Below are 19,054 nucleotides of genomic sequence, written 5' to 3'. Positions count from 1 at the left end.
CACTCCCTCTCGATATGATTGTACTCGAAAACATCAACAAGACCTACCACAACGGCGCTCCGCTGCATGTACTCAAGGGTATCGACCTCGAAATCGAAAAGGGCGAGCTGGTTTCGATCATGGGGGCCTCGGGATCGGGCAAATCGACCCTGCTGAACATCCTCGGGATCCTGGACGACTACGACACGGGCGAATATTTCCTGAACGGGCGCCTGATCAAGCACCTGAGCGAGACGCAGGCCGCTGCCGCCCGCAACAACATGATCGGCTATATTTTCCAGTCGTTCAACCTGATAAACTACAAGAACGCGGTCGAAAACGTCGCCCTTCCCCTCTACTACCAGGGCGTTTCGCGCCGCAAACGCAATGCCGAAGCCCTCGAATACCTCGACCGACTGGGGCTCCGCGACTGGGCCCACCACATGCCCAACGAAATGTCGGGCGGCCAGAAACAGCGCGTGGCCATCGCCCGGGCATTGATCAACAAGCCCCAGATCATCCTCGCCGACGAACCTACGGGCGCCCTGGACAGCAAAACCTCGCAGGAGGTAATGGACCTGCTGCGGCAGGTAAACGGGACGGGCATGACCATCATCTGCGTAACCCATGAACAGTCGATCGCCGACCAGACGGACAAGATCATCCACCTGAAGGACGGCGTGATCGGTTCGATCCAAAACCTCCGGCCATGAGAGAGTTGCTGTTGGAAATCTGGGCGTCGATCCGCCGCAACAAGCTGCGCACGTTCCTCACGGGCTTCTCGGTCGCATGGGGCATCTTCATGCTGGTCATCCTGCTCGGCTCGGGCAACGGACTGAAAAACGGCACGCTCTCCAATTTCGGATCGATGGCCGTCAATTCGGTCATCATCAACGGCGGCTGGACCTCGCAACCCTACAAGGGCTACGACAAGTGGCGGCGCATCAACATCACCAACCGCGACCTGGAGATCCTGCGCACCGAATTTCCCGAAGTAGATAAGGTTTCCGCCCGCGTACAAGGACCAGGACAATACAACCTCTCCCACGGACGCGACTTTCTGAACAATGCGGCCGTAGTCGGCAGCGACCCGGAATACCGCGAAATCATGAATGTCAGGGTGCTCGACGGACGCTTCCTGAACGATACCGACCTTCGGGAGCGGCGCAAGGTGATCGTCGTGGATAAAAACGTGCGGGATGTCCTGTTTCACGGTCAAAGTCCCGTCGGACAGCACCTCCTGGTCAACGGAACATCGTACAGCATCATCGGTGTTTTCGAGATGGACCAGTTCGGCTCCTACACATTCACCTTCATCCCGCTGACGACCGCCCAACTGCTCTTCAACCACAGCGATCCGAGCGTAGGACAGACCTATCTTTCGGTGAAAGACATCGACACCGATCAGAAGATGGCCGAATTCGAACAACGGCTCCGCAATCGTCTGGCTGCCGAACATACCTTCGCGCCCGACGACGAAAGCGCCGTCTGGATCTACAACCGCATGGAAGGTTACAAGAACATGATGCTCGTCTTCGGCGGCATCAACCTCTTCATCTGGATCATCGGTCTGGGGACGCTGCTCGCAGGCATCGTGGGCGTGAGCAACATCATGCTGGTAACGGTGCAGGAGCGCACCTTCGAATTCGGCATTCGCAAGGCTCTCGGAGCCAAACCCTCGTCGATCATCCGGCTGATCCTGACCGAATCGGTGATGATTACCGCCGCATTCGGCTATATCGGGATGGTGCTCGGCGTATTCGCCATGGAAGGAGTGAACAAGCTCATGACACAAACTCCGCCCGGTGAGGAGAACACGTTCAACATCTTCGTCAATCCGACGTTGAACCTCTCGGTAGCGGTAAGCGCGACGATCGTTCTGGTGCTGGCCGGACTTATCGCAGGTTACATCCCCTCCCGCCGGGCCGCCCGACTGAAGACCGTCGATGCCCTTCGACACAACAAATAACCGACACGAAAACCGCAGCGGCCGGGACAAAAGATAAAAGGAGCCGCAACAACTGGAAGCGAGAAACGGAAGAAAACGCAACGGCCGGGGACGACAAGCCGGGAAAAAGATAAGGAAACGCCCGCAACGCCGGTAAGGAACCACCCCGGCGTCAGAAGGACGACCAAAGTTCCCTCCCGAGGAGGGGATTCAGGGAAGGATAAAATTGGAACACGCGGCTCTGCCGCGAAACTACAACCAAAAGGAACGAAAAGAGCAACGAAAAACCGGGAACAAGACAAGGAGGCAGCCGAACTCCGAAGGACGGCCAAAGTCCCCTCCCGAGGAAGGGATTTAGAGGTAGGTAAAATCAATACGCGCGTTGTCGCGCAACTACGACCGACAGAAAAGAAGATACGAAAAAGATAACAGCAAGATAAGGAACCAGACTATGACAGGATTTTTCGATACGGATCGCTGGAACGAAATCTGGCAGACGATCTCCCGCAACCGCAGGCGCAGCATCATGACGGCGCTGGGTGTCTTCTGGGGTATCTTCATGCTGATCGTCCTGCTGGGTGCCGGCACGGGGCTGGGCCGCATGTTCCGTGCCCAACTGGGCGGTACGGCCACCAACGCCATTTTCATCATGTCCGACCGCACCTCCGTCCCATACGAAGGTATGCCTACGGGCCGTAGCTGGGAACTGGACTGGGACGACCTGGAAGCGCTCCGGAAACTGCCCCGCATCGAATACATCTCGGCCATTTGCTGGGGCAACCAACGCAACATGAGCCACCAAGACCACAAAGGCGAATTCGGACTGATGGGCTACTCGCCCGACATGCAGCAGATCGCCCCCCAACAGATTCTCATGGGGCGCTACCTGAACGAAGTCGATGAACTGCGCCAGCGCAAAGTCTGCGTAATCGGGCTTCAGGTCTGGCGCGACCTCTTCCCCGGCGGAGAAGATCCCACAGGCAAAACGATCCAGATCGGCAGTTCCTACTTCACGGTCGTCGGCGTTACCAAACCCCTGGGCGGTATGATGGCCTTCAGCGACCCGGAGCGGACCGTCGTCATCCCGGCGCTGCTCGTACAGCAAATGTACGGACTGGGACGGACGATCGACATGCTGGCACTCACCGGATATGCGGACGAACCGACCCAAGAGGTGATCCAGGACTGCCGGCAAAGCATCGCCGCACGGCACCTGATCGCTCCCGACGACAAGAAGGCGATCTATTTTCAGGATACCTCCGAGGTCTTCGGCAAGATCATGGGGCTCTTCCGAGGCATCTCCCTGCTTACGTGGATCGTAGGTCTGGGCACGCTGCTCGCGGGCATCGTGGGCATCAGCAACATCATGCTGGTGCTGGTACGCGAACGCACGCAGGAGATCGGCATCCGCCGCGCCATCGGCGCTTCGCCCCTGACGATCCTTTCGCAAATCCTCTCCGAGAGCTTCATCCTCACTTTTATCGCGGGCATCTTCGGTTTCGGTGCGGGCGTAGGCGTTCTCTCCATCGCCGACAGTTTCTACGCGCGGGCCGCCCAGATGGACCAACACCTGCCCGATATTTCATGGCAGATCTCCTTCGGTATGGGAATGCTCGCGCTGGGGATCCTCGTCCTGGGCAGCCTGCTGGCAGGCATCATCCCTGCGACCCGGGCACTGCGGATCAAAGCCGTAGACGCGATCCGCGAAGAATAAACCCCGAAACTCGCAACAAACGCAAAAAACCGACATAATATGAAAAAGTTTCTGAAGATTTTCCTGGGCATCCTGTTCCTCGCGCTGCTCGTCGGCACGTTCGTCTTCCTCTGGAACAAAACCCGCCCCGTGAAGGTGGTTTACACCCTCGCAACCCCCGTGCATGACACGATCCGTCAGTACGTCATCGCCTCGGGCAAGGTCGAACCCCGCGACGAGGTGCTCATCAAGCCCCAGATCTCGGGTATCATTTCCGAGGTGCTCTGCAAGGCCGGCGACCGTGTAAAACAGGGCGACGTCATCGCTACGGTGAAGGTCATTCCCGAAATGGGAACCCTCAATGCCGCCGAATCCCGCGTGACGGTGGCCCGGCTCTCGCTCGACCAGACCCGCAAGGAGTTCGAACGCACCGAAGCCCTCTATGCCAAAGGCGTGGTATCGCAGGAGGAGTTCGAGAAGGGGCAGACCACCCTGCGCCAGGCCGAAGAGGAGTTCCAGAATGCCGAAGACAACCTGGAAATCGTCAAAACCGGTATTACCAACCGATACAAAGATTTAAGCAACACCCAGATACGCTCCACCATCACGGGTATGATCCTCGACGTACCGATCAAGGTCGGCAACTCGGTGATCCAGGCCAATACCTTCAACGACGGCACCACGATCGCCACGGTCGCCGACATGGGCGACATGCTCTTCCGGGGCAATGTCGATGAAACCGACATCGGCCGCCTGCACGCCGGCATGCCCGTCGTGCTGACCATCGGTGCCATGCAGGGTACCGTCCTCCAAGCCACGCTGGAGTACATTTCGCCCAAAGCCGCCGATGTGAACGGGATCATCATGTTCGAGGTGAAGGCCGCCGCCAAGATCCCGGAATCGGTCTTCGTCCGTGCAGGTTACAGCGCCAATGCCAGCATCGTGACCGACAGCCGCGAAGGTGTTCTCACACTGCCCGAAAGCACCATCCAGTTCGAAGAGGGCAAGCCCTGCGTCTATATCCTCACCAGTCCTGAGGAGAGCCCCGAACAAACCTTCGAGAAACGGGACGTAACGCTCGGTCTGTCGGACGGCGTGAACATCGAAATCGTATCCGGCGTCACCGAAACGGACAAAGTCCGCAACCTCCAACAACAGTCCATCTAAATCCCTGCCACCATGAAATTCGGAACTCTTTTCATCGCACTGCTGCTCGCGGGCAGCACGGCGCAGGCCCAAATTCCGACTCCGACATCCGAAGCAGGCCCTTGGAGCCTGGATGACTGCATCCGATACGCCCACGAACATAACATACAGATCCAGCAACAGGCGCTGCAAGTCGAACAGCGCTCCGTCGAACTCAACACCTCGCGCCACAGCCGCCTGCCCGACCTCGGTGCCAACCTCGGTACGAACTTCAGCTTCGGACGAAGCCTCATCAGCAACAACACCTACGCCGACAACAACCAGGTGTCGGGTTCGCTCGGTGTTTCGGCCTCGCTGCCGGTCTTCATGGGCGGACGCATCAACCACGAAATCGCAGCGGGCAAGCTGAGCCTGAAAGCCGCGGCCCAGGACCTGGACCGGATTCGTGAAGACGTATCGGTCAATATTATGTCGTATTACCTCGACGTGCTGGTCGCAAAGGAGTTGGTTGACGTCGCAGAGCAAGCGCTCGCCTTGAGCACACAACAGGTGGAACGCAGCCGGGAACAGGTACGAACGGGCAAAGTCGCCGAGTCGGTGCTTTACGAAAACGAAGCCCTGCTGGCGGCCGACGAATACAAACTAACCCAAAGCCGCAACGACCTCTCACTCTCCCTGCTGGCCCTGAGCCAGGCCCTGAACCGGACGAGTGCCGAAGGATTCGACATAGTCGCCCCGACTTTCGACAGCCTCACCGTGGAGTCGATGCGTCACCTGCGTAACCCGGCCGAAGTGCTCTCCTACGCCCTGGACAACCGTCCCCGCATACAGGCCGAGCGCTTCCGCCTCGAGCAGGCTCTCCGGGCGGTGCGGATGTCCCGTGCGGCTTACTACCCCCAGATCACGCTGACAGGAGGATACGGCACCAACGTCTATCACTCGTTCGCTACGGGTGCGGTAAATCCCGCTTTCGGACGCCAGTTCCGCAACAACAGCACCGAATACGTAGGGGTGGCGATCAACATCCCCATCTTCAACCGCATGGCGACCCGCAACAGCGTGCGAACGGCCAAACTGGGCGTACGGAGCCAGCAGCTCGTCCTGACCGAAGCCGAGCAGACCCTGCAAAAAGAGATCGAAACGGCCTACTACCAGGCCGATGCCGCCCTGTTGAAATACCGTTCGGCGGAAAAAGCGCTCAATTCCGCACAGGTCGCCTTCAGGTACGAAGCCGAGAAATACGCTGCGGGCCGCTCGACGACCTTCGACTACAACGACGCCAAGACCCGCATGCAGAAGGCCGAATCCGACCAGATCCAGGCCAAATACGAATTCATATTCCGCACCAAGATCCTCGATTTCTACGCGGGTTTCCCCCTGACGCTTTAAGCGCGGTAAACGGAACCCGAAGACTCCGACCGCAAGCAGTACAAGAGAGAAGCTCCCGGAAACGCAAATCGTTTCCGGGAGCTTCTCTTGTCGATGTAGATTCTCTCTCTGCAGATGTTTCCGGGCAACTCTTCTCCTGTCCCAAGCGGAAAAGAGAGGCAATCCGGCGGATTCGTTCCGCAGCCTTACTCCGCGATCGAAAGATCGGCGAAGGAGAAAACTTCGGTCGAAACCTCGCCCAGCGGACCGCTCTTGGCATTGACCCCCACCTGTACTTTGACGAAGTCGATGTACTTCAGTTCGACAGGCGTTCCGTCGGGCTGCATGGCATTGGCGATTCGGAATCCGTTGCTCTGTCCCTTTCCGTCCATTGCATCGCCGCCCGCAAGACAGTCGCTTCCGTAATTGTCGGCATAACCCCACTCGTAAGGGCGGTTGATCCAAAACCCTCTGTCATCGACCATATTCCGAGATTCGAGCAGCGTACCGCGCAACGTATAAGTATCGGCGGCCCAAGCCGGATAATAGAAATCCTGGTCGTGAAACTCACCCCTGTATTCGACCGTGCCGCTGCGACCTTCCGAATCGGTCCACTGCACGTCCATCCCCCTTCCGGCAGGGCGGTAATAAGTCACGGCATAACCGGAAACAGTCCCTTCCTTACCCGTTTCGCTGCCCCGCAACTCGTACCACTCGTCATCGGGCTCACCGTTGCCGTTCACGTCCTGCATGACCCACACCACGCCCGGCTCCGAGCTGGTGTCGAATGCATTCCCCTCAATGGAAAAATCATAGCCGCTTTCCATTCGGGCGATACTGTGGTCGAACCCGACGATCAGATAACCGCCGAATCCCCCGAGCGAAACATAACTCCGCGCCTCCAGCCTCCCGGCTGCATAAGCCACGGCATCTTCATGGGTACGCTCGTTGCCCGTATATCCGGCTTCGGTCTTTTCGCCGACCAACTGCCAGGGAGCGGGCAGAAATTCGTAAACCGCATGCTGGAAACGACTGCTCGCCACACTCGCCGGGCGTCGGCGCTGCTCCTCGTCCGCAAAGGCATGAACGACGATCTCGGCAGACAGCGTAGCAACCCCTCGGACGATGTTTCGCGTAAGACGCTCGGAAGCATCGCCGCCTTCGGTCACATCGACCCGAACGGTATAGTCGCCCGGCCCGTCGGGTGTAAACTTAAACACGGCACCCGTTTCGGCTACGACCGGTTCCCCATCAACCGACCAGACGAACTGCGGATCGACGATATAAGCCAGCGACGGCGCAAGATAGACCGCACGGCCGACGAACGTGCTCCGATCGGTCGTTTTGCAGTAATGAGAGAGCTTTTCGAAGCGGACCTCCGAAGGCATCTTCTCCACGACCTCCACGACAAATTCCTTGAAGGAGGTTCCGTCGTCGTTCGATGCCTCGATACGGATCGGGTAGCTCCCCACCGCCTCTTCCCGGAAGGTATAGCTCATCTGCGTAGAAACGACCTCGCCGGCACAGAGCCATCGGCAGCGGAAGTCCTCCTGGTCCGAATGCTGAATATCGGGAGTGAAGGTATATTCGACACCCGGCAGAACCTTGAGCCCCTCGGCAGGCAGTGCAAGCGAAATGACGGGCGGAGTAAGCTCCAGCACATCCACCCGCAGCTCCGCTTCGGCTTTTCCGGCAGCCGTTTCGACACGGAACGTGATATACACTTCCCCCAGTTCGGTAAAGACGGCCGTATAGGTCGGTTCGGAACCTGCCAGCTTGCCATCGACGATCCATGAGTAAGTAGCTCCCTCGGCATACTCCACCGTCGGAGCGATGGTCAGCTCCCGGCCCATCTTGACGGTATAAACCCCCGACTCGCTGTCGAGCGTAATGACGGGAGCATGATCCCGGTCGTCCAAAATCACTTCGTCCTTGTTGCAGGCGGTCGTCAGCAGCGCCGCAAACACCGCCCAAAACGGGAAATATCTTTTCGAAAAAAACCACATAGCACGTTACATATATTCGCGTTTACGGCACGCGGCAGAGCGGAAACCCGCCCTGCCGACGCACACAAAAACGATTTATCTTCAAAAGTCGTCGCCTCCGCCCGGTGCAGTCCGTCACGGACTTTTCCGCAAGTCGGAAACGATCGCCGAAATCGGTCCGGAAACTCTCCGGAAAAACATTACAGCTCGATCGTAATGTCATCCAGAGCATAATAGGCCGGCATCGAGAAGCCATAGCCGTTATCGGGGCCGCCCGTCATATTGAAACGAACCTTCGCCACCTTGCCCAGCGAAGAGAGGTCCCATTTGGTCCACTCCTTAATCAGCTTGTCCTTCGATGCGAAAGTCATCGTCACGGTGCCGGTCTCCTTACCTGCGGCATCGTAGCCCGTAGCATGAATCAGTACATCCTGGCCCTCTTCAAGCGCAGGTGCGAGAGCATTGCCCTTGGCTGCCACACTCAGGAAATAACAGGTCGAATTGATATAGCAGCTCTGGATCGTACGCGCCACACCATCGGCGAAAGCGAAAATAGGACGGCTGTCGCCATAGTCGGGATGCGCCTCGTCGTAGTTACCGTAACCGATAAGGAAATTATCCGATCCGTCGTGGCCGCCGCCCGTAGTAGCATCCTCGTTCCGGGCATTGTATAGGTAAAGGTCAAGCTCGTAGGTGTTGAACTTCTCGATATCCTTGGAGTTGTAGGACGATACCATAAACGGGTATCCCCAACCTTCGGGACAGGGCGAAGTCAGCTGCGTGGTCTGATCGGTCCAGGTGTACGCCTTATCTTCGTAAACTACGGACATCGCCTTACCGCCGTTATAGTTCGCCACCACCAGCGGCGACCAGTCGTCGCCCTCGAAAGTGATCGTATAGGTCTGGGGTCCTTCGTCCGGCCCGTCGTCGTCCTTCGAACATCCGACGAAAGTTACCGCAGCCGCAGCCAGCAAAGCCAAAAATACTCTTTTTTTCATAATCTTTTATTATTTAATAAATTGTATGTTTCCTCCTGTACGAAAGATCGCCGCAAAGCATACGCTTCGGGGACTCATGGCAACACCGGGTCCGGAAAAATCGACTGAATGGGGAAATCGAGCAAACAGAGCAACCGACATTCGTGATTCCATCCCGTGACCCGCAGGTGTAAAATCTTCGTGCAAAGGCAGGTCTTCTGACTCATCCCGTCCGTCGCGCCTTCCCGGCTTCATGGCCAGTGGCAAAAGAGAGCGATCGAACTATTCCCCGAAAGGAAACAGGACTTACAGCAGCGAGCACTGTTCCGGATTCGCACCGGATTCCCTATTACTCCGCACGCTTCGAAAAAACATACGGATACCTTTTGCGGGTGCAAATATACGAATAATATTTAATTCGAAAACTCAAAAAAACACGACGACCTCTTGACTTCGCCTTTTCGTCAGCGTATATTTGCAGACGCGCCCTTCCCGTTTCCCGAAACGGGCGCCCATCCTTTCTCTATTTTTTCGATTTCCGCCTGTCGCCGGACTCTTCCGGACGGCAATGACACTGTTTCATCCGACTAAAAAACACACGACATGCCCCGAGGACGCAACAAAGCCCTGATCGCCCGACGCGACGAAATGCTCTGCCACCGCTATCACTACTGGACCGAAACGCAGCGTCTGCGCTTCGACGACACCCTGAAAATCCTCTCCGAAGAGGAATTCTTTCTCTCCGAGGAGCGCATCCTGACCATCCTCCGCGCCAACGGCGACACGCTCCGCGAACTCGCCGGCCGGCCTACTCCGAAAATGCGAAGAGAGCGCTTCCCGACAAGGCGCCATACACCCTCTCCCCGGAAATGATCCGACGGATACGCCCGTCCCTGGCAATAAGGATATTCGGCCCGTTCATTCCTGCGATCCGGCAAAAAGAGGCATCCGCACATCTCCATTCGGAAAAAACAGCTATTTTTGCAGCCGGAACAATCCCGGAACGAAACAAAATGGACTGGTTTACGGATCTTTTTACCCAACATTCGGCCATTCAAGCCGTCGTCGTGCTCTCGCTGATCTCGGTGTTCGGCATGATGCTGGGCAAAGTGCGTTTTTTCGGAATTTCGCTCGGCGTGACGTTCGTTTTCTTCATCGGCATCGCAGCGGGCCATTTCGGACTCTCGGTCGATCCTTCGATGCTGGCTTTCGCCGAAAGTTTCGGGCTCGTACTCTTCGTCTATGCATTGGGATTGCAGGTCGGCCCCGGTTTCTTCAGTTCGCTCCGCTCGGGCGGCATCCGGCTGGTTTCGCTCGCCACGCTCATCGTCCTGACAGGTTCGGCACTGGCCGTAGGGCTCGGCTATGCGACCCGTGTTCCCATGAGCGACATGGCAGGCATCCTGTGCGGCGCCACGACCAACACCCCGGCGCTCGGTGCGGCACAACAGATGCTCTCGCAGATGCAGTTGGACAGCAACAACGCCACGCTGGGCTGTGCATTGACCTACCCGCTGGGTGTCGTAGGCGTGATTCTGGGCATCATCGCCGTACGCAAACTCTTCGCCCGGCCCTCGGACATTCCGCAACCGGACGCCGAACATAAAAAGAATATCTTCATCGTCGAATTCAAGATTTCCAACCCCGGCGTCGTCGGTAAAAGCATCCGCGACGTCGCGGCATACAGCCACCACCATTTCGTCATCTCCCGCCTTTGGCGTGCCGGGCAGGTTTCGATTCCGACTTCGGACTCGACCCTCGAATCGGGTGATCTGGTACTGGTAATCACCTCGCCGGACGACGTGCAGGCACTGGAACTCCTCTTCGGCGAGCGGGTACAGAAAGACTGGAATACGCACGACATCGACTGGAACGCATTGGACAGCCAGCTCATCTCCCGGTCGATCATCGTCACCCGCCCCGAAATCAACGGCCGCAAACTCAGCTCGCTGCGTCTGCGAAACCTGTACGGCATCAACATCAGCCGGGTGCATCGTTCGGGCGTACAACTGCTCGCCACGCCCGATCTCACGCTGCAACTGGGCGACAGCCTGACGGTAGTGGGTGAAGCGCAGGCGATCGAAGGCGTCGAAAAAATCCTCGGCAATGCCGTCAAACAGCTCGACGAACCCAACCTGATTCCGGTTTTCATCGGTTTGCTCCTGGGCCTGCTGCTGGGAAGCATCCCTTTCGCGGTACCGGGTATCAGTCTCCCTGTCAAACTGGGACTCGCAGGCGGCCCGATCATCCTCGGCATCCTGATCGGGACCTTCGGCCCCCGCATCCACATCGTCACCTACACCACGTTGAGCGCCAACCTGATGCTCCGGGCATTGGGACTGTCGCTCTATCTGGCCTGCCTGGGGCTCGAAGCGGGCGCCCATTTCGTCGAAACGATCATGCGCCCCGAAGGAATGCTCTGGATCGGACTGGGATTCCTCCTCACGTTCGTCCCCATCGTTATCGTAGCCGCCCTGTCGCTGCGGTTCTTCAAACTCGATTTCGGACAGGTAGCCGGCATCATGTGCGGCAGCATGGCCAACCCGATGGCGCTGAACTATGCCAACGACTCGATCCCCGGCGATCATCCGGCCGTGGCGTACGCGACGGTCTATCCCGTATGCATGTTCCTGCGGGTCATCATCATTCAGATTCTGATCATGTGCTTTATTTAGCGGTCGCCGGACGGCAGACCGCCCTGCGTTCCGAAGAGGCGCAGCGAACGGAACCGGGGACTCAACGCCCGACATCCGGCAGCTCCGCCACACGGCGGATCTCGCCTTCGAAATTGGGGGTAAAGATCCCGCCGCCCACTCCTTCGGCGATCTCGCGCAGTGTCCAGAAGCGACCTCCGTCCAACTCGCCGCTCGGTACGACAGGCCCATCGTACACCGTCTTATAGACATAGACCAACTCCCGTTCGCGTTCCGACTCGAACAGGTAGGTCAGCACGTGCTGCGGCTCGAAATCCGTCACGCCGACCTCCTCGCGCACCTCGCGCCGCAGGGCAACGAGAGGCTCTTCCCCCCAATCCACATGGCCGCCTACGGCCGTATCCCACCGTCCGGGCTGGATATCCTTCCACGCCGGACGTTTTTGCAGGTAAAGCTCCCCACGGGAGTTGAACAGATGGAGGTGCACCACCGGATGCAACAGCATCGACCCGCCGTGGCACTCGCCCCGCGTGGCCCGGCCGACGACACGTCCGGCAGCATCGACCACCGGGAACAGCTCTTCCCGATTATCCGCGCATTTCATTTTCCGACAATATTCTATGAGTTTTATTCCGACCGTAAAGACTGCAATAGACGGAGAACATGACGAAGCCCAGCAGGGCCATCGCCGCACCGGGCAGGGCGGCATATTGAGGCCCCAGGCCGAAACTGATCGGCAGACCGCCGAAGTAGGCACCCAAAGCGTTACCGAGGTTGAACGCGATCTGGATCGACGCGGCGCCGAGCATCTCCCCGCCCGGCGCATTCTCCAAAATAAGCAGTTGCTGGGGCGATGAAACCCCGAAGAGCGAAGCCGTCGTCAGGAACATCAGCGGAATCACGAGCCAGTCGATCCGAGCCGCGAAGAAGATCCCTACGAGCAACAGACAGATCATCCCCTGAATAAAGCGGGCGACCCGTTCGGGAGAGAAGCGGTCCGACAGATGCCCGCCCGCGAGATTACCCACCAGCATTCCCAGCCCCGCGACCATCATCACGGCTGTCATCGCCTGCCCGGGGATGCCCGCCACACGCGTCATGGTCGGAGTCACGTAGCTGTACCAGCAGAAAACACCTCCATTGGCCAGCAGCGTAGCCAACAGAATCAGCCAGGGAGCCCGCGAACCGAGGAACCGGAATTGCCCCTTCAATCCCGTATCGGGCAGCGCCGGCAGGGCAGGCACCCAGCGGGCGATCAGCAGCAGAGCCATAATTCCCCACAGCCCGACCATCCCGAAAGCCAGCCGCCACGAAAGATAGCTGCCCAAATAGGTACCCAACGGCACACAGAACAGGTTGGCGACAGTCATCCCGAGGATCATGATAGACACGGCCTGGGTTTTGTGTCCCGGATCGGCCACCCGCTCCGCAACGATCGAACCTACGCCGAAGAAAGCCCCGTGAGGCAGGCCCGACACGAACCGCATCGCCAAGAGCATCCAAAAGTCGGGCGCCAGCGAAGCGCAGACGTTACCCAGGACAATAAGAGCGGCAAGAGCGAGCAGAATCCCCTTCAACGCCCGCTTACGTGCGATGAGCACCGTCGCGGGAGCCCCGACGCAAACCCCGATGGCATAGGCCGAAATCAGGTCCCCGGCCCGGGGGATGGAAACGCCTAAATCCCTCGCCACATCGGGCAGAATCCCCATCATGACGAACTCGGCCATACCGAGAGCCAACGTGCCGAAAGCCAGGGCGATCAAACTCTTTTTCATAAATCGACTCTTTTTACCGACGGCTCCGCACTCCGGAGTACGGAATCTCTTTCGCAACTTTCGCATTCTTCGGACCGCTCCGCAGCTCGACAATACGGCGCGTCCGAAGCACGGTCTTTTGATTCGGAGAACAAAAATAGCGCATATCTTCCCCTCTTCCGCCTAAAACGAAAGAATTTCTCACCGACCTGACAAACCGGCCCTCCCGGATTCTCCCTAACGGGATGAATCCGGGAGGGCCGATTATATCCTATCCGAAAGCCCAAAGAGAGCCGTATGACTGAGATCAATACCCCAGCCAGTGAAGCCACTCGAGCGCTTCGGGCGTCAGCTTGTCATCGCGGTCCACCCAGGTTCCGGACTCGATGAGCAACTTTTTATACTCCTCGATACGGCGCGTGATCGGAAAATCGGGTCGCGGCAGCGCACTCTTCTCCGCACGCTCCGAAGGGCGAATCGTCCGGTCGAAAACCTCCCGAAGCGCCGGGCGCCGGTGTCCCTCCCACTTGAAATCTTCGAGAAAAAGAGCCTGCGTCTCCGGAATCTTATCCATCGGGAAAATCGAATAGACCGGCTGATTGCGGTAGGTAATGCCTTCGACCGTATTGTTGTCGATATAGTAGGTAGCCGCACCGCTTTGGATGGACATCAACCCCACCGGTTCGGGCGAATCGTCCTCCTGCATATAATAGATGGTCTGCACGTTACCGTCCACGTCGTTGCGATAGATCTTGTTATTGCGGAAATAGGCAGTAATCAGCTTGCCCGTCACCTGGTTGTAAGTCATCGTGTCGATCTCGCTCGACATAACCGGACGGCCGACGAATTCCGCTTTCTGGAGTTTGGAGTTTTCGGTATAGATCTTCATCACGTCCGAAGTGATCTGGTTGTCCTGATTCCAAAGCACGGGATCGATATAGAGCAGGATCATCGAGTCCGTGGAAACGGCCACCAGGGAATCGCAGACCGCCTGGAAGTCGTTGCGGAAGATCTTTACCCGGCGATACCCCTTGACCAACCGGTAGAGGGAATCTCCAGCAGGTGCAGCGATCGAATCCCCCCGCAAAGAGTCCGCTGCCGCAACCCCGGCCTTGAGCGAATCGAGCTGCATGGAATCGCGTCCCAGCGAATCCGCAGCAAGAGAGTCCCGGAACAAAGAATCCAACGCGGCAAAAGCCCTGGCCTCCCGCAGGGAGTCGGCGACCAGCGAATCGAGAGCCGACGCCGGAAGCTTGCCTTTCAGGATCGCCTTCCCGGTTTTGGCACGCCGCTTGGCCCAGATTTTCTCCATACGTTCGGCGCGGCGCTCCAGGTTCTTTCTGCGCAATGCCTCCTCCTTCTGTTTCGCAGCGTCGAGCTTGGCAGTAGCCCGAGCCTGACGTGCTTTGGCGATCTGCGCCAGCTTCTCCTTGCGGGCCGCTGCCGCCTGCGCCTTTTTCACGGACGCTATGCTGTCGGCCTGTGCCCGCAATTGAGCTTTCAAGCTGTCGGCCTGGGCTTTCCGCTCCCGCTTGGAAAGAATATGCACGGAAGAATCCGCAGGAAGCGATTTTGGACCGGCCTGCGCAAGGCTGTCGGAAAAAAGCGTATCCACCGCAGAAACGGCGGCCACGGAATCGGCAGGGGTCATTCCGCCCCCCACCCGATCAAGGCTGTCGGAAAGAAGCGTATCTATTGCTGGGGCGGCATCCAGAGAATCGCCCCCCGTTCCTCCTTTTTCAGCCGGAACAGCCGCTATGGGTTCTGCAGCGGAACCAGAACCGGCATCCGCAGTTTCGGACGAGGTTTCGACGGCTCCGGCCGCAGCCTGCGGAGCAGCGGCATCCGCCTGCGATCCATCCTGCGAGGCTTTTGGATCCGCAGCACTCGGTTTCGCAGCCAGTGAATCCACAGACGATCCCCCCTTAGAGCCGGCCAGAGAATCTGCCGCCTTTGCCTTCACCTTCGCCAACGAATCGGCACGTGCCTGCTCGCTCTTCGAGATCGTATAAAGAAACATCGAATCGGCACACATATAGAGCGAATCGCTCTGACTCGTATCGTAGCTGACCACCGAAGGTCGCTGCGTGAGCAGAGCATTGCCCGGCTCCTTCCAATATTCGCCGTAATCGCCGAAAGCGAGCACTTTGTGCTCGGCGTCGTCGATCTGGATATTCCGGAACAAAAGAGCATGCCCGGACTCCCGGTAATAGTCGAGGCTGTCGCTCCACAGCTCCTGCTTTTCGGTCATCACATACCCGTTGCGAGTCAGCACGTAAAGCTCGCGCGGCTTTTCGTAACGTCCCCGGTCGGCATAAATGTAATCGCCGCCTTCGTTCCAGATGTTGGTTCGCTCGAAGAAATGAGCCTGGTCGGTATCCGTATCGTACACCACCGAATCGCCCTTGAGTTCGTACTTGTCGTTGCGCATCTCGACACGATCCACACAGATAATCTGGTGCGTATCGGCATAATAGTAGCCCCGGTCGGATTCGAGGTGATTCTCGCGGTTGGTCAGCATACCGCCTCCGCTGAAAGTACCAATATTGTCCAGCGTATTGAACCGGAAATCATAAGTATAGAGCGTCGCATCCCCATCGACGACCTTCACCAGCGGAGCATAGACCCGCGCCTCGTTGATCTCACCGTTGTAGTCGGCCCGGTCGCCGTAAATGTATGTCTCTTTTTTATTGATCAGTACGTTGCCGAAGCACTCGATGCGCTTGTCGTTGTAGCGGATCGCGCTGTCGCAGGTAATGACCGCCCCGTTGTGCTGGGCCGCGAAATGCCCTACGAGCACTGTCGCGGTCGTATCGCCGTAAGGAATGGGATATCCCCGGTCGGCGACGAAATCGACCACCTTGTTCGACTCGGGGTCCTGGGCCGGAGCACCCGGAGCCGACGGGGTCTGAACACCCGCAACGGGAACGGCCAGCGGCCTGTTCCCCGCGAGGATCACACCTCCGGCGACACCTGCGACCAGCAGTGCGCACACTATTTTTCGCAATCCCTTCGGCATCGGACGATCTCTATTTTACCCAGTTCTTATTTTCGAACTCTCCGTCCCGAAATTCGGGATCGATATAAATGTACATGCCCTCGATCTTCTTGTCGAGCCACTCCTTGAACACTTTCTCGCGTTTGGCGTTCAGCGCCAGCTGTTCGACGCGAATATAGTCCTCGTCGAGCGAAACCTTGTGCGGAGGGATCACCTTCACGAGCTTGACGATCTTGCTGAGCTGGTTGCCCATCCAGTCTTCGGTCTGATAGGCGTCGGAAATTTCGCCCTCCTTAAGATTGCGCAGGGCATTGTAGTCGTCGAGGCTCTTGCCACCGGCCCGGCCGAAATCTTCTTTCATGAAGCGTGTTTCGGTATAACTTGCTTCCCACCTTTGAGTAAGTTCCAGCAAATCGTGGTTGGTCACCACGCCGCCGTTCATCTTCGAATTATCGTCGTCGGAAAACTTCCGGGCCGCCTCCTCGAAAGTAATCGAATCCTTACGGATCAGGTTTGCGATACTGTCCAGCATACGGGCCGGAGCCGCCAGCTCCTCGAGCGTATAGGAGGGTCGCAACACGATATGACGCGCATGGTACATACGCCCCTTCTGGTCGATCAACTGAATCAGGTGATAACCGTATTGCGTTTCGACGACCTCGGAAACCTGTCCCGGCTTCAGATCGGCCAATGCGTCCGCAAACTGCCGCACGAACCCGTCCAAAGGCTGGGGGTCCAGTTCGCCGCCACTGATGGCCGAACCGTCCATCGAATACATGCGGGCCATGATGTCGAAACGGGTCTGCCCCTTGATGATGCGCTCGCGCATATCCAGCAACCGCTCCTTGGTGCGCTGCTTGGCCTCCTTGATCGACGCCGGGAAACGGGTGATCTGGGCATAAACGTACTGTTCGGGGATAGTCGGCAGACTGTCCGGATCGGTCTTCTTGTAGTAACGCTCCACCTCGCCGGGAATCACCTTGATTTTCCCTACTACGGAACTCTGCATAGCCTGGGCGTATGCCTGCTCCTCGTAACGCTGACGCAGCATTTCGCGCACGTTGAAGATCGGCATATGCTGTTTGGTTTCGAGCGCGGCGATAGAACCCGCATCGTCGATGAGCGCCTGCAAATGGGCTTCCACCCGCTGTGCGATGCCCGAATAGCTGACATCCACCGAATCGATGAGCGCCTGATTGAACAGCAGCTTCTGCATCAGCAGTTGTTCGAGCGCTTCGTCGTGGGGATCGCGGTCCGAAGTGTAACCCTGCTGGCGGCGCTGTTCCACCAGCTCGCCCGCATATTCGTCCACCTCCGACCAGAGGATCGACGATCCGCCGACGACGGCCACCACGCGGTCCAGCATCACCTGCCGCTTCTGGGCGGCCCCTGCAAAAATCGCCAGCACCAACGCTGCGCAAAACAGAATCTTCTTGCTCATCAGTTCTCTATTTTTTCTTCTTCATGGATCTTCACTCTCCCCTCCTCGACCGCTTTTCGGTAAACCTCCTCGTCGTAGGCCCGAATGATCTCGTTCTGCCGCTGGTTGTAGAGGATGCGGCGCACGATCGCCTCGCTGCGCTCCAGCGGTTCGGGATCGCCCGGACGAAGCACGTCGCTTATTTCGAAATAGTAGCGCGAATGACCGTCGCTCATCTCCTGTACGGCCCGCGAGGAGAGCAGGGCGTCGTAACTCTGGTTGCGCAATGTGGGCAGATAGCCCAGAAACTCGGAGAAGGTCACCCACGAAGAGGAGAAATCGTTCAGTACGAAATTGTTCTTGGTACAGATGTCGGCGAACTCTTGCTGCCGGGATGAGCCGGGCTGCGTCATCAACTTGCGCAGCTTCGGCGCCTGCCGGTTGTTGGCGTCGAAGCGAACGATCCGCCCCTTGACCAGGGTTTGATTGACCTTGAAATCCGACGCGTGTTCACGGTGATAGGCAGCAATCTGATCGGCGGTAACGAGCGTATCGATGCGCTCCTCGATCAGATGCTGGTCGAACTTACGGATCAACAACGCCTGGCGGTACTCCTCGACCAGCGAATCGATGTCCTGCTCGGCATCGGAGAAAAGTTCTTCGGCCTCGTGCAATTTAAGCTGTTTGTGCACCCACTTTTCGACATAACGGTTTACGAAAGCCACGCTGTCCTCGCCGACCACTCCCTTCGGAATCGCAGCCTTAACCTCTCGCGCGTACAATTTTCTACCGGCAGCCTCGGCCAACACGACCCGACCTCCGCCCCAATAGCGGGGCACTTCCTGGCACCCTACCGCAAGTACGAGCAGCAGAACAGCTCCTATTTTGGCACAAAAACTCATAACTACAAGGGACAAAGATAATGAAAGCCGAGAGCCTAACCAAATTTATTTGAGTTAAGCCGAGGCGCATCCTATCGTCTAAAAAAGATACTTTTTACCCGAACCTAACGTACCGTGCATCCCGAATATTACATTACGCCCTAATTTATCGTATCGAAAAAACCGGATGCTCCGGTGCAGATAATCCGGGGAAAACCGGCACAGACAATACTTCTGCATGATACCCGCCG

14 protein-coding genes and 1 riboswitch are annotated in these 19,054 nt (G+C 57.7%); of the genes, 7 read left to right on the top strand and 7 right to left on the bottom strand.

Annotated elements, in window-relative coordinates; translation table 11 throughout:
* The first annotated feature begins 14 nt into the window (after positions 1–14).
* The 5 genes from ALIPUT_RS05540 to ALIPUT_RS05520 all read left to right on the top strand — a co-directional run bounded on the left by ALIPUT_RS05540 (position 15) and on the right by ALIPUT_RS05520 (position 6,155).
* On the top strand, positions 15–692 hold the full coding sequence (locus tag ALIPUT_RS05540) for an ABC transporter ATP-binding protein (RefSeq protein ID WP_004328776.1): 678 nt from the start codon (positions 15–17) through the stop codon (positions 690–692).
* A complete protein-coding gene (locus ALIPUT_RS05535) occupies positions 689–1,948 on the top strand; it encodes an ABC transporter permease (protein ID WP_004328775.1) in 1,260 nt (419 codons plus the stop codon). The genes ALIPUT_RS05540 and ALIPUT_RS05535 overlap by 4 nt, the downstream gene beginning before the upstream one ends.
* A gap of 430 nt (positions 1,949–2,378) precedes the next feature.
* The gene (locus ALIPUT_RS05530; protein ID WP_004328774.1) at positions 2,379–3,641 is read left to right on the top strand and encodes an ABC transporter permease; all 1,263 of its coding nucleotides are present in this window, start codon (positions 2,379–2,381) and stop codon (positions 3,639–3,641) included.
* Between the two features lie 39 nt (positions 3,642–3,680).
* Complete coding sequence (locus ALIPUT_RS05525) at positions 3,681–4,787, top strand: efflux RND transporter periplasmic adaptor subunit (protein ID WP_004328773.1); 1,107 nt, start codon at positions 3,681–3,683, stop codon at positions 4,785–4,787.
* Positions 4,788–4,799: 12 nt separating this feature from the next.
* On the top strand, positions 4,800–6,155 hold the full coding sequence (locus tag ALIPUT_RS05520) for a TolC family protein (protein WP_004328772.1): 1,356 nt from the start codon (positions 4,800–4,802) through the stop codon (positions 6,153–6,155).
* 185 nt (positions 6,156–6,340) lie between these two features.
* Here ALIPUT_RS05520 and ALIPUT_RS05515 read toward each other — a convergent pair whose 3' ends face one another.
* Positions 6,341–8,140 carry a PKD-like domain-containing protein gene (locus tag ALIPUT_RS05515; RefSeq protein ID WP_004328771.1) on the bottom strand — a complete coding sequence of 600 codons (1,800 nt, stop codon included), beginning with the start codon at positions 8,138–8,140 and terminating at the stop codon, positions 6,341–6,343.
* A gap of 179 nt (positions 8,141–8,319) precedes the next feature.
* Positions 8,320–9,117: a DUF4465 domain-containing protein gene (locus ALIPUT_RS05510; protein WP_004328770.1), complete on the bottom strand. Its 798-nt coding sequence runs from the start codon at positions 9,115–9,117 to the stop codon at positions 8,320–8,322.
* 170 nt (positions 9,118–9,287) lie between these two features.
* Positions 9,288–9,499, bottom strand: a riboswitch (cobalamin riboswitch).
* A gap of 200 nt (positions 9,500–9,699) precedes the next feature.
* Here ALIPUT_RS05510 and ALIPUT_RS05505 point away from each other — a divergent pair.
* Both ALIPUT_RS05505 and ALIPUT_RS05500 read left to right on the top strand, forming a co-directional pair.
* Positions 9,700–9,969 (top strand): hypothetical protein, encoded by a 270-nt coding sequence (locus tag ALIPUT_RS05505; RefSeq protein WP_022460009.1) that lies wholly within the window; start codon positions 9,700–9,702, stop codon positions 9,967–9,969.
* Positions 9,970–10,109: 140 nt separating this feature from the next.
* Positions 10,110–11,771, top strand: a complete 1,662-nt coding sequence (locus tag ALIPUT_RS05500) for a putative transporter (protein WP_040293243.1) — start codon at positions 10,110–10,112, stop codon at positions 11,769–11,771.
* A 61-nt stretch (positions 11,772–11,832) separates the two neighbouring features.
* Here ALIPUT_RS05500 and ALIPUT_RS05495 read toward each other — a convergent pair whose 3' ends face one another.
* The 5 genes from ALIPUT_RS05495 to ALIPUT_RS05475 form a co-directional block, all read right to left on the bottom strand.
* Entirely contained in the window at positions 11,833–12,354 is a 522-nt protein-coding gene (locus ALIPUT_RS05495; protein WP_004328767.1) for an NUDIX hydrolase, read from the bottom strand.
* Entirely contained in the window at positions 12,338–13,525 is a 1,188-nt protein-coding gene (araJ, locus tag ALIPUT_RS05490; RefSeq protein WP_040293240.1) for an MFS transporter AraJ, read from the bottom strand. Before araJ ends, ALIPUT_RS05495 begins: the two co-directional genes overlap by 17 nt.
* 286 nt (positions 13,526–13,811) lie before the next feature.
* Positions 13,812–16,523, bottom strand: a complete 2,712-nt coding sequence (locus tag ALIPUT_RS05485; RefSeq protein ID WP_004328764.1) for an OstA-like protein — start codon at positions 16,521–16,523, stop codon at positions 13,812–13,814.
* 10 nt (positions 16,524–16,533) lie between these two features.
* Positions 16,534–17,943 (bottom strand): peptidylprolyl isomerase, encoded by a 1,410-nt coding sequence (locus ALIPUT_RS05480; RefSeq protein WP_004328763.1) that lies wholly within the window; start codon positions 17,941–17,943, stop codon positions 16,534–16,536.
* Positions 17,943–18,824: a hypothetical protein gene (locus ALIPUT_RS05475; protein ID WP_004328762.1), complete on the bottom strand. Its 882-nt coding sequence runs from the start codon at positions 18,822–18,824 to the stop codon at positions 17,943–17,945. The genes ALIPUT_RS05480 and ALIPUT_RS05475 overlap by 1 nt, the downstream gene beginning before the upstream one ends.
* Positions 18,825–19,054: the final 230 nt, after the last annotated feature.

This window comes from Alistipes putredinis DSM 17216 (assembly GCF_000154465.1).
Classification (GTDB): Bacteria; Bacteroidota; Bacteroidia; order Bacteroidales; family Rikenellaceae; genus Alistipes; species Alistipes putredinis.
This window is presented reverse-complemented; position numbering and strand designations above follow the sequence as displayed.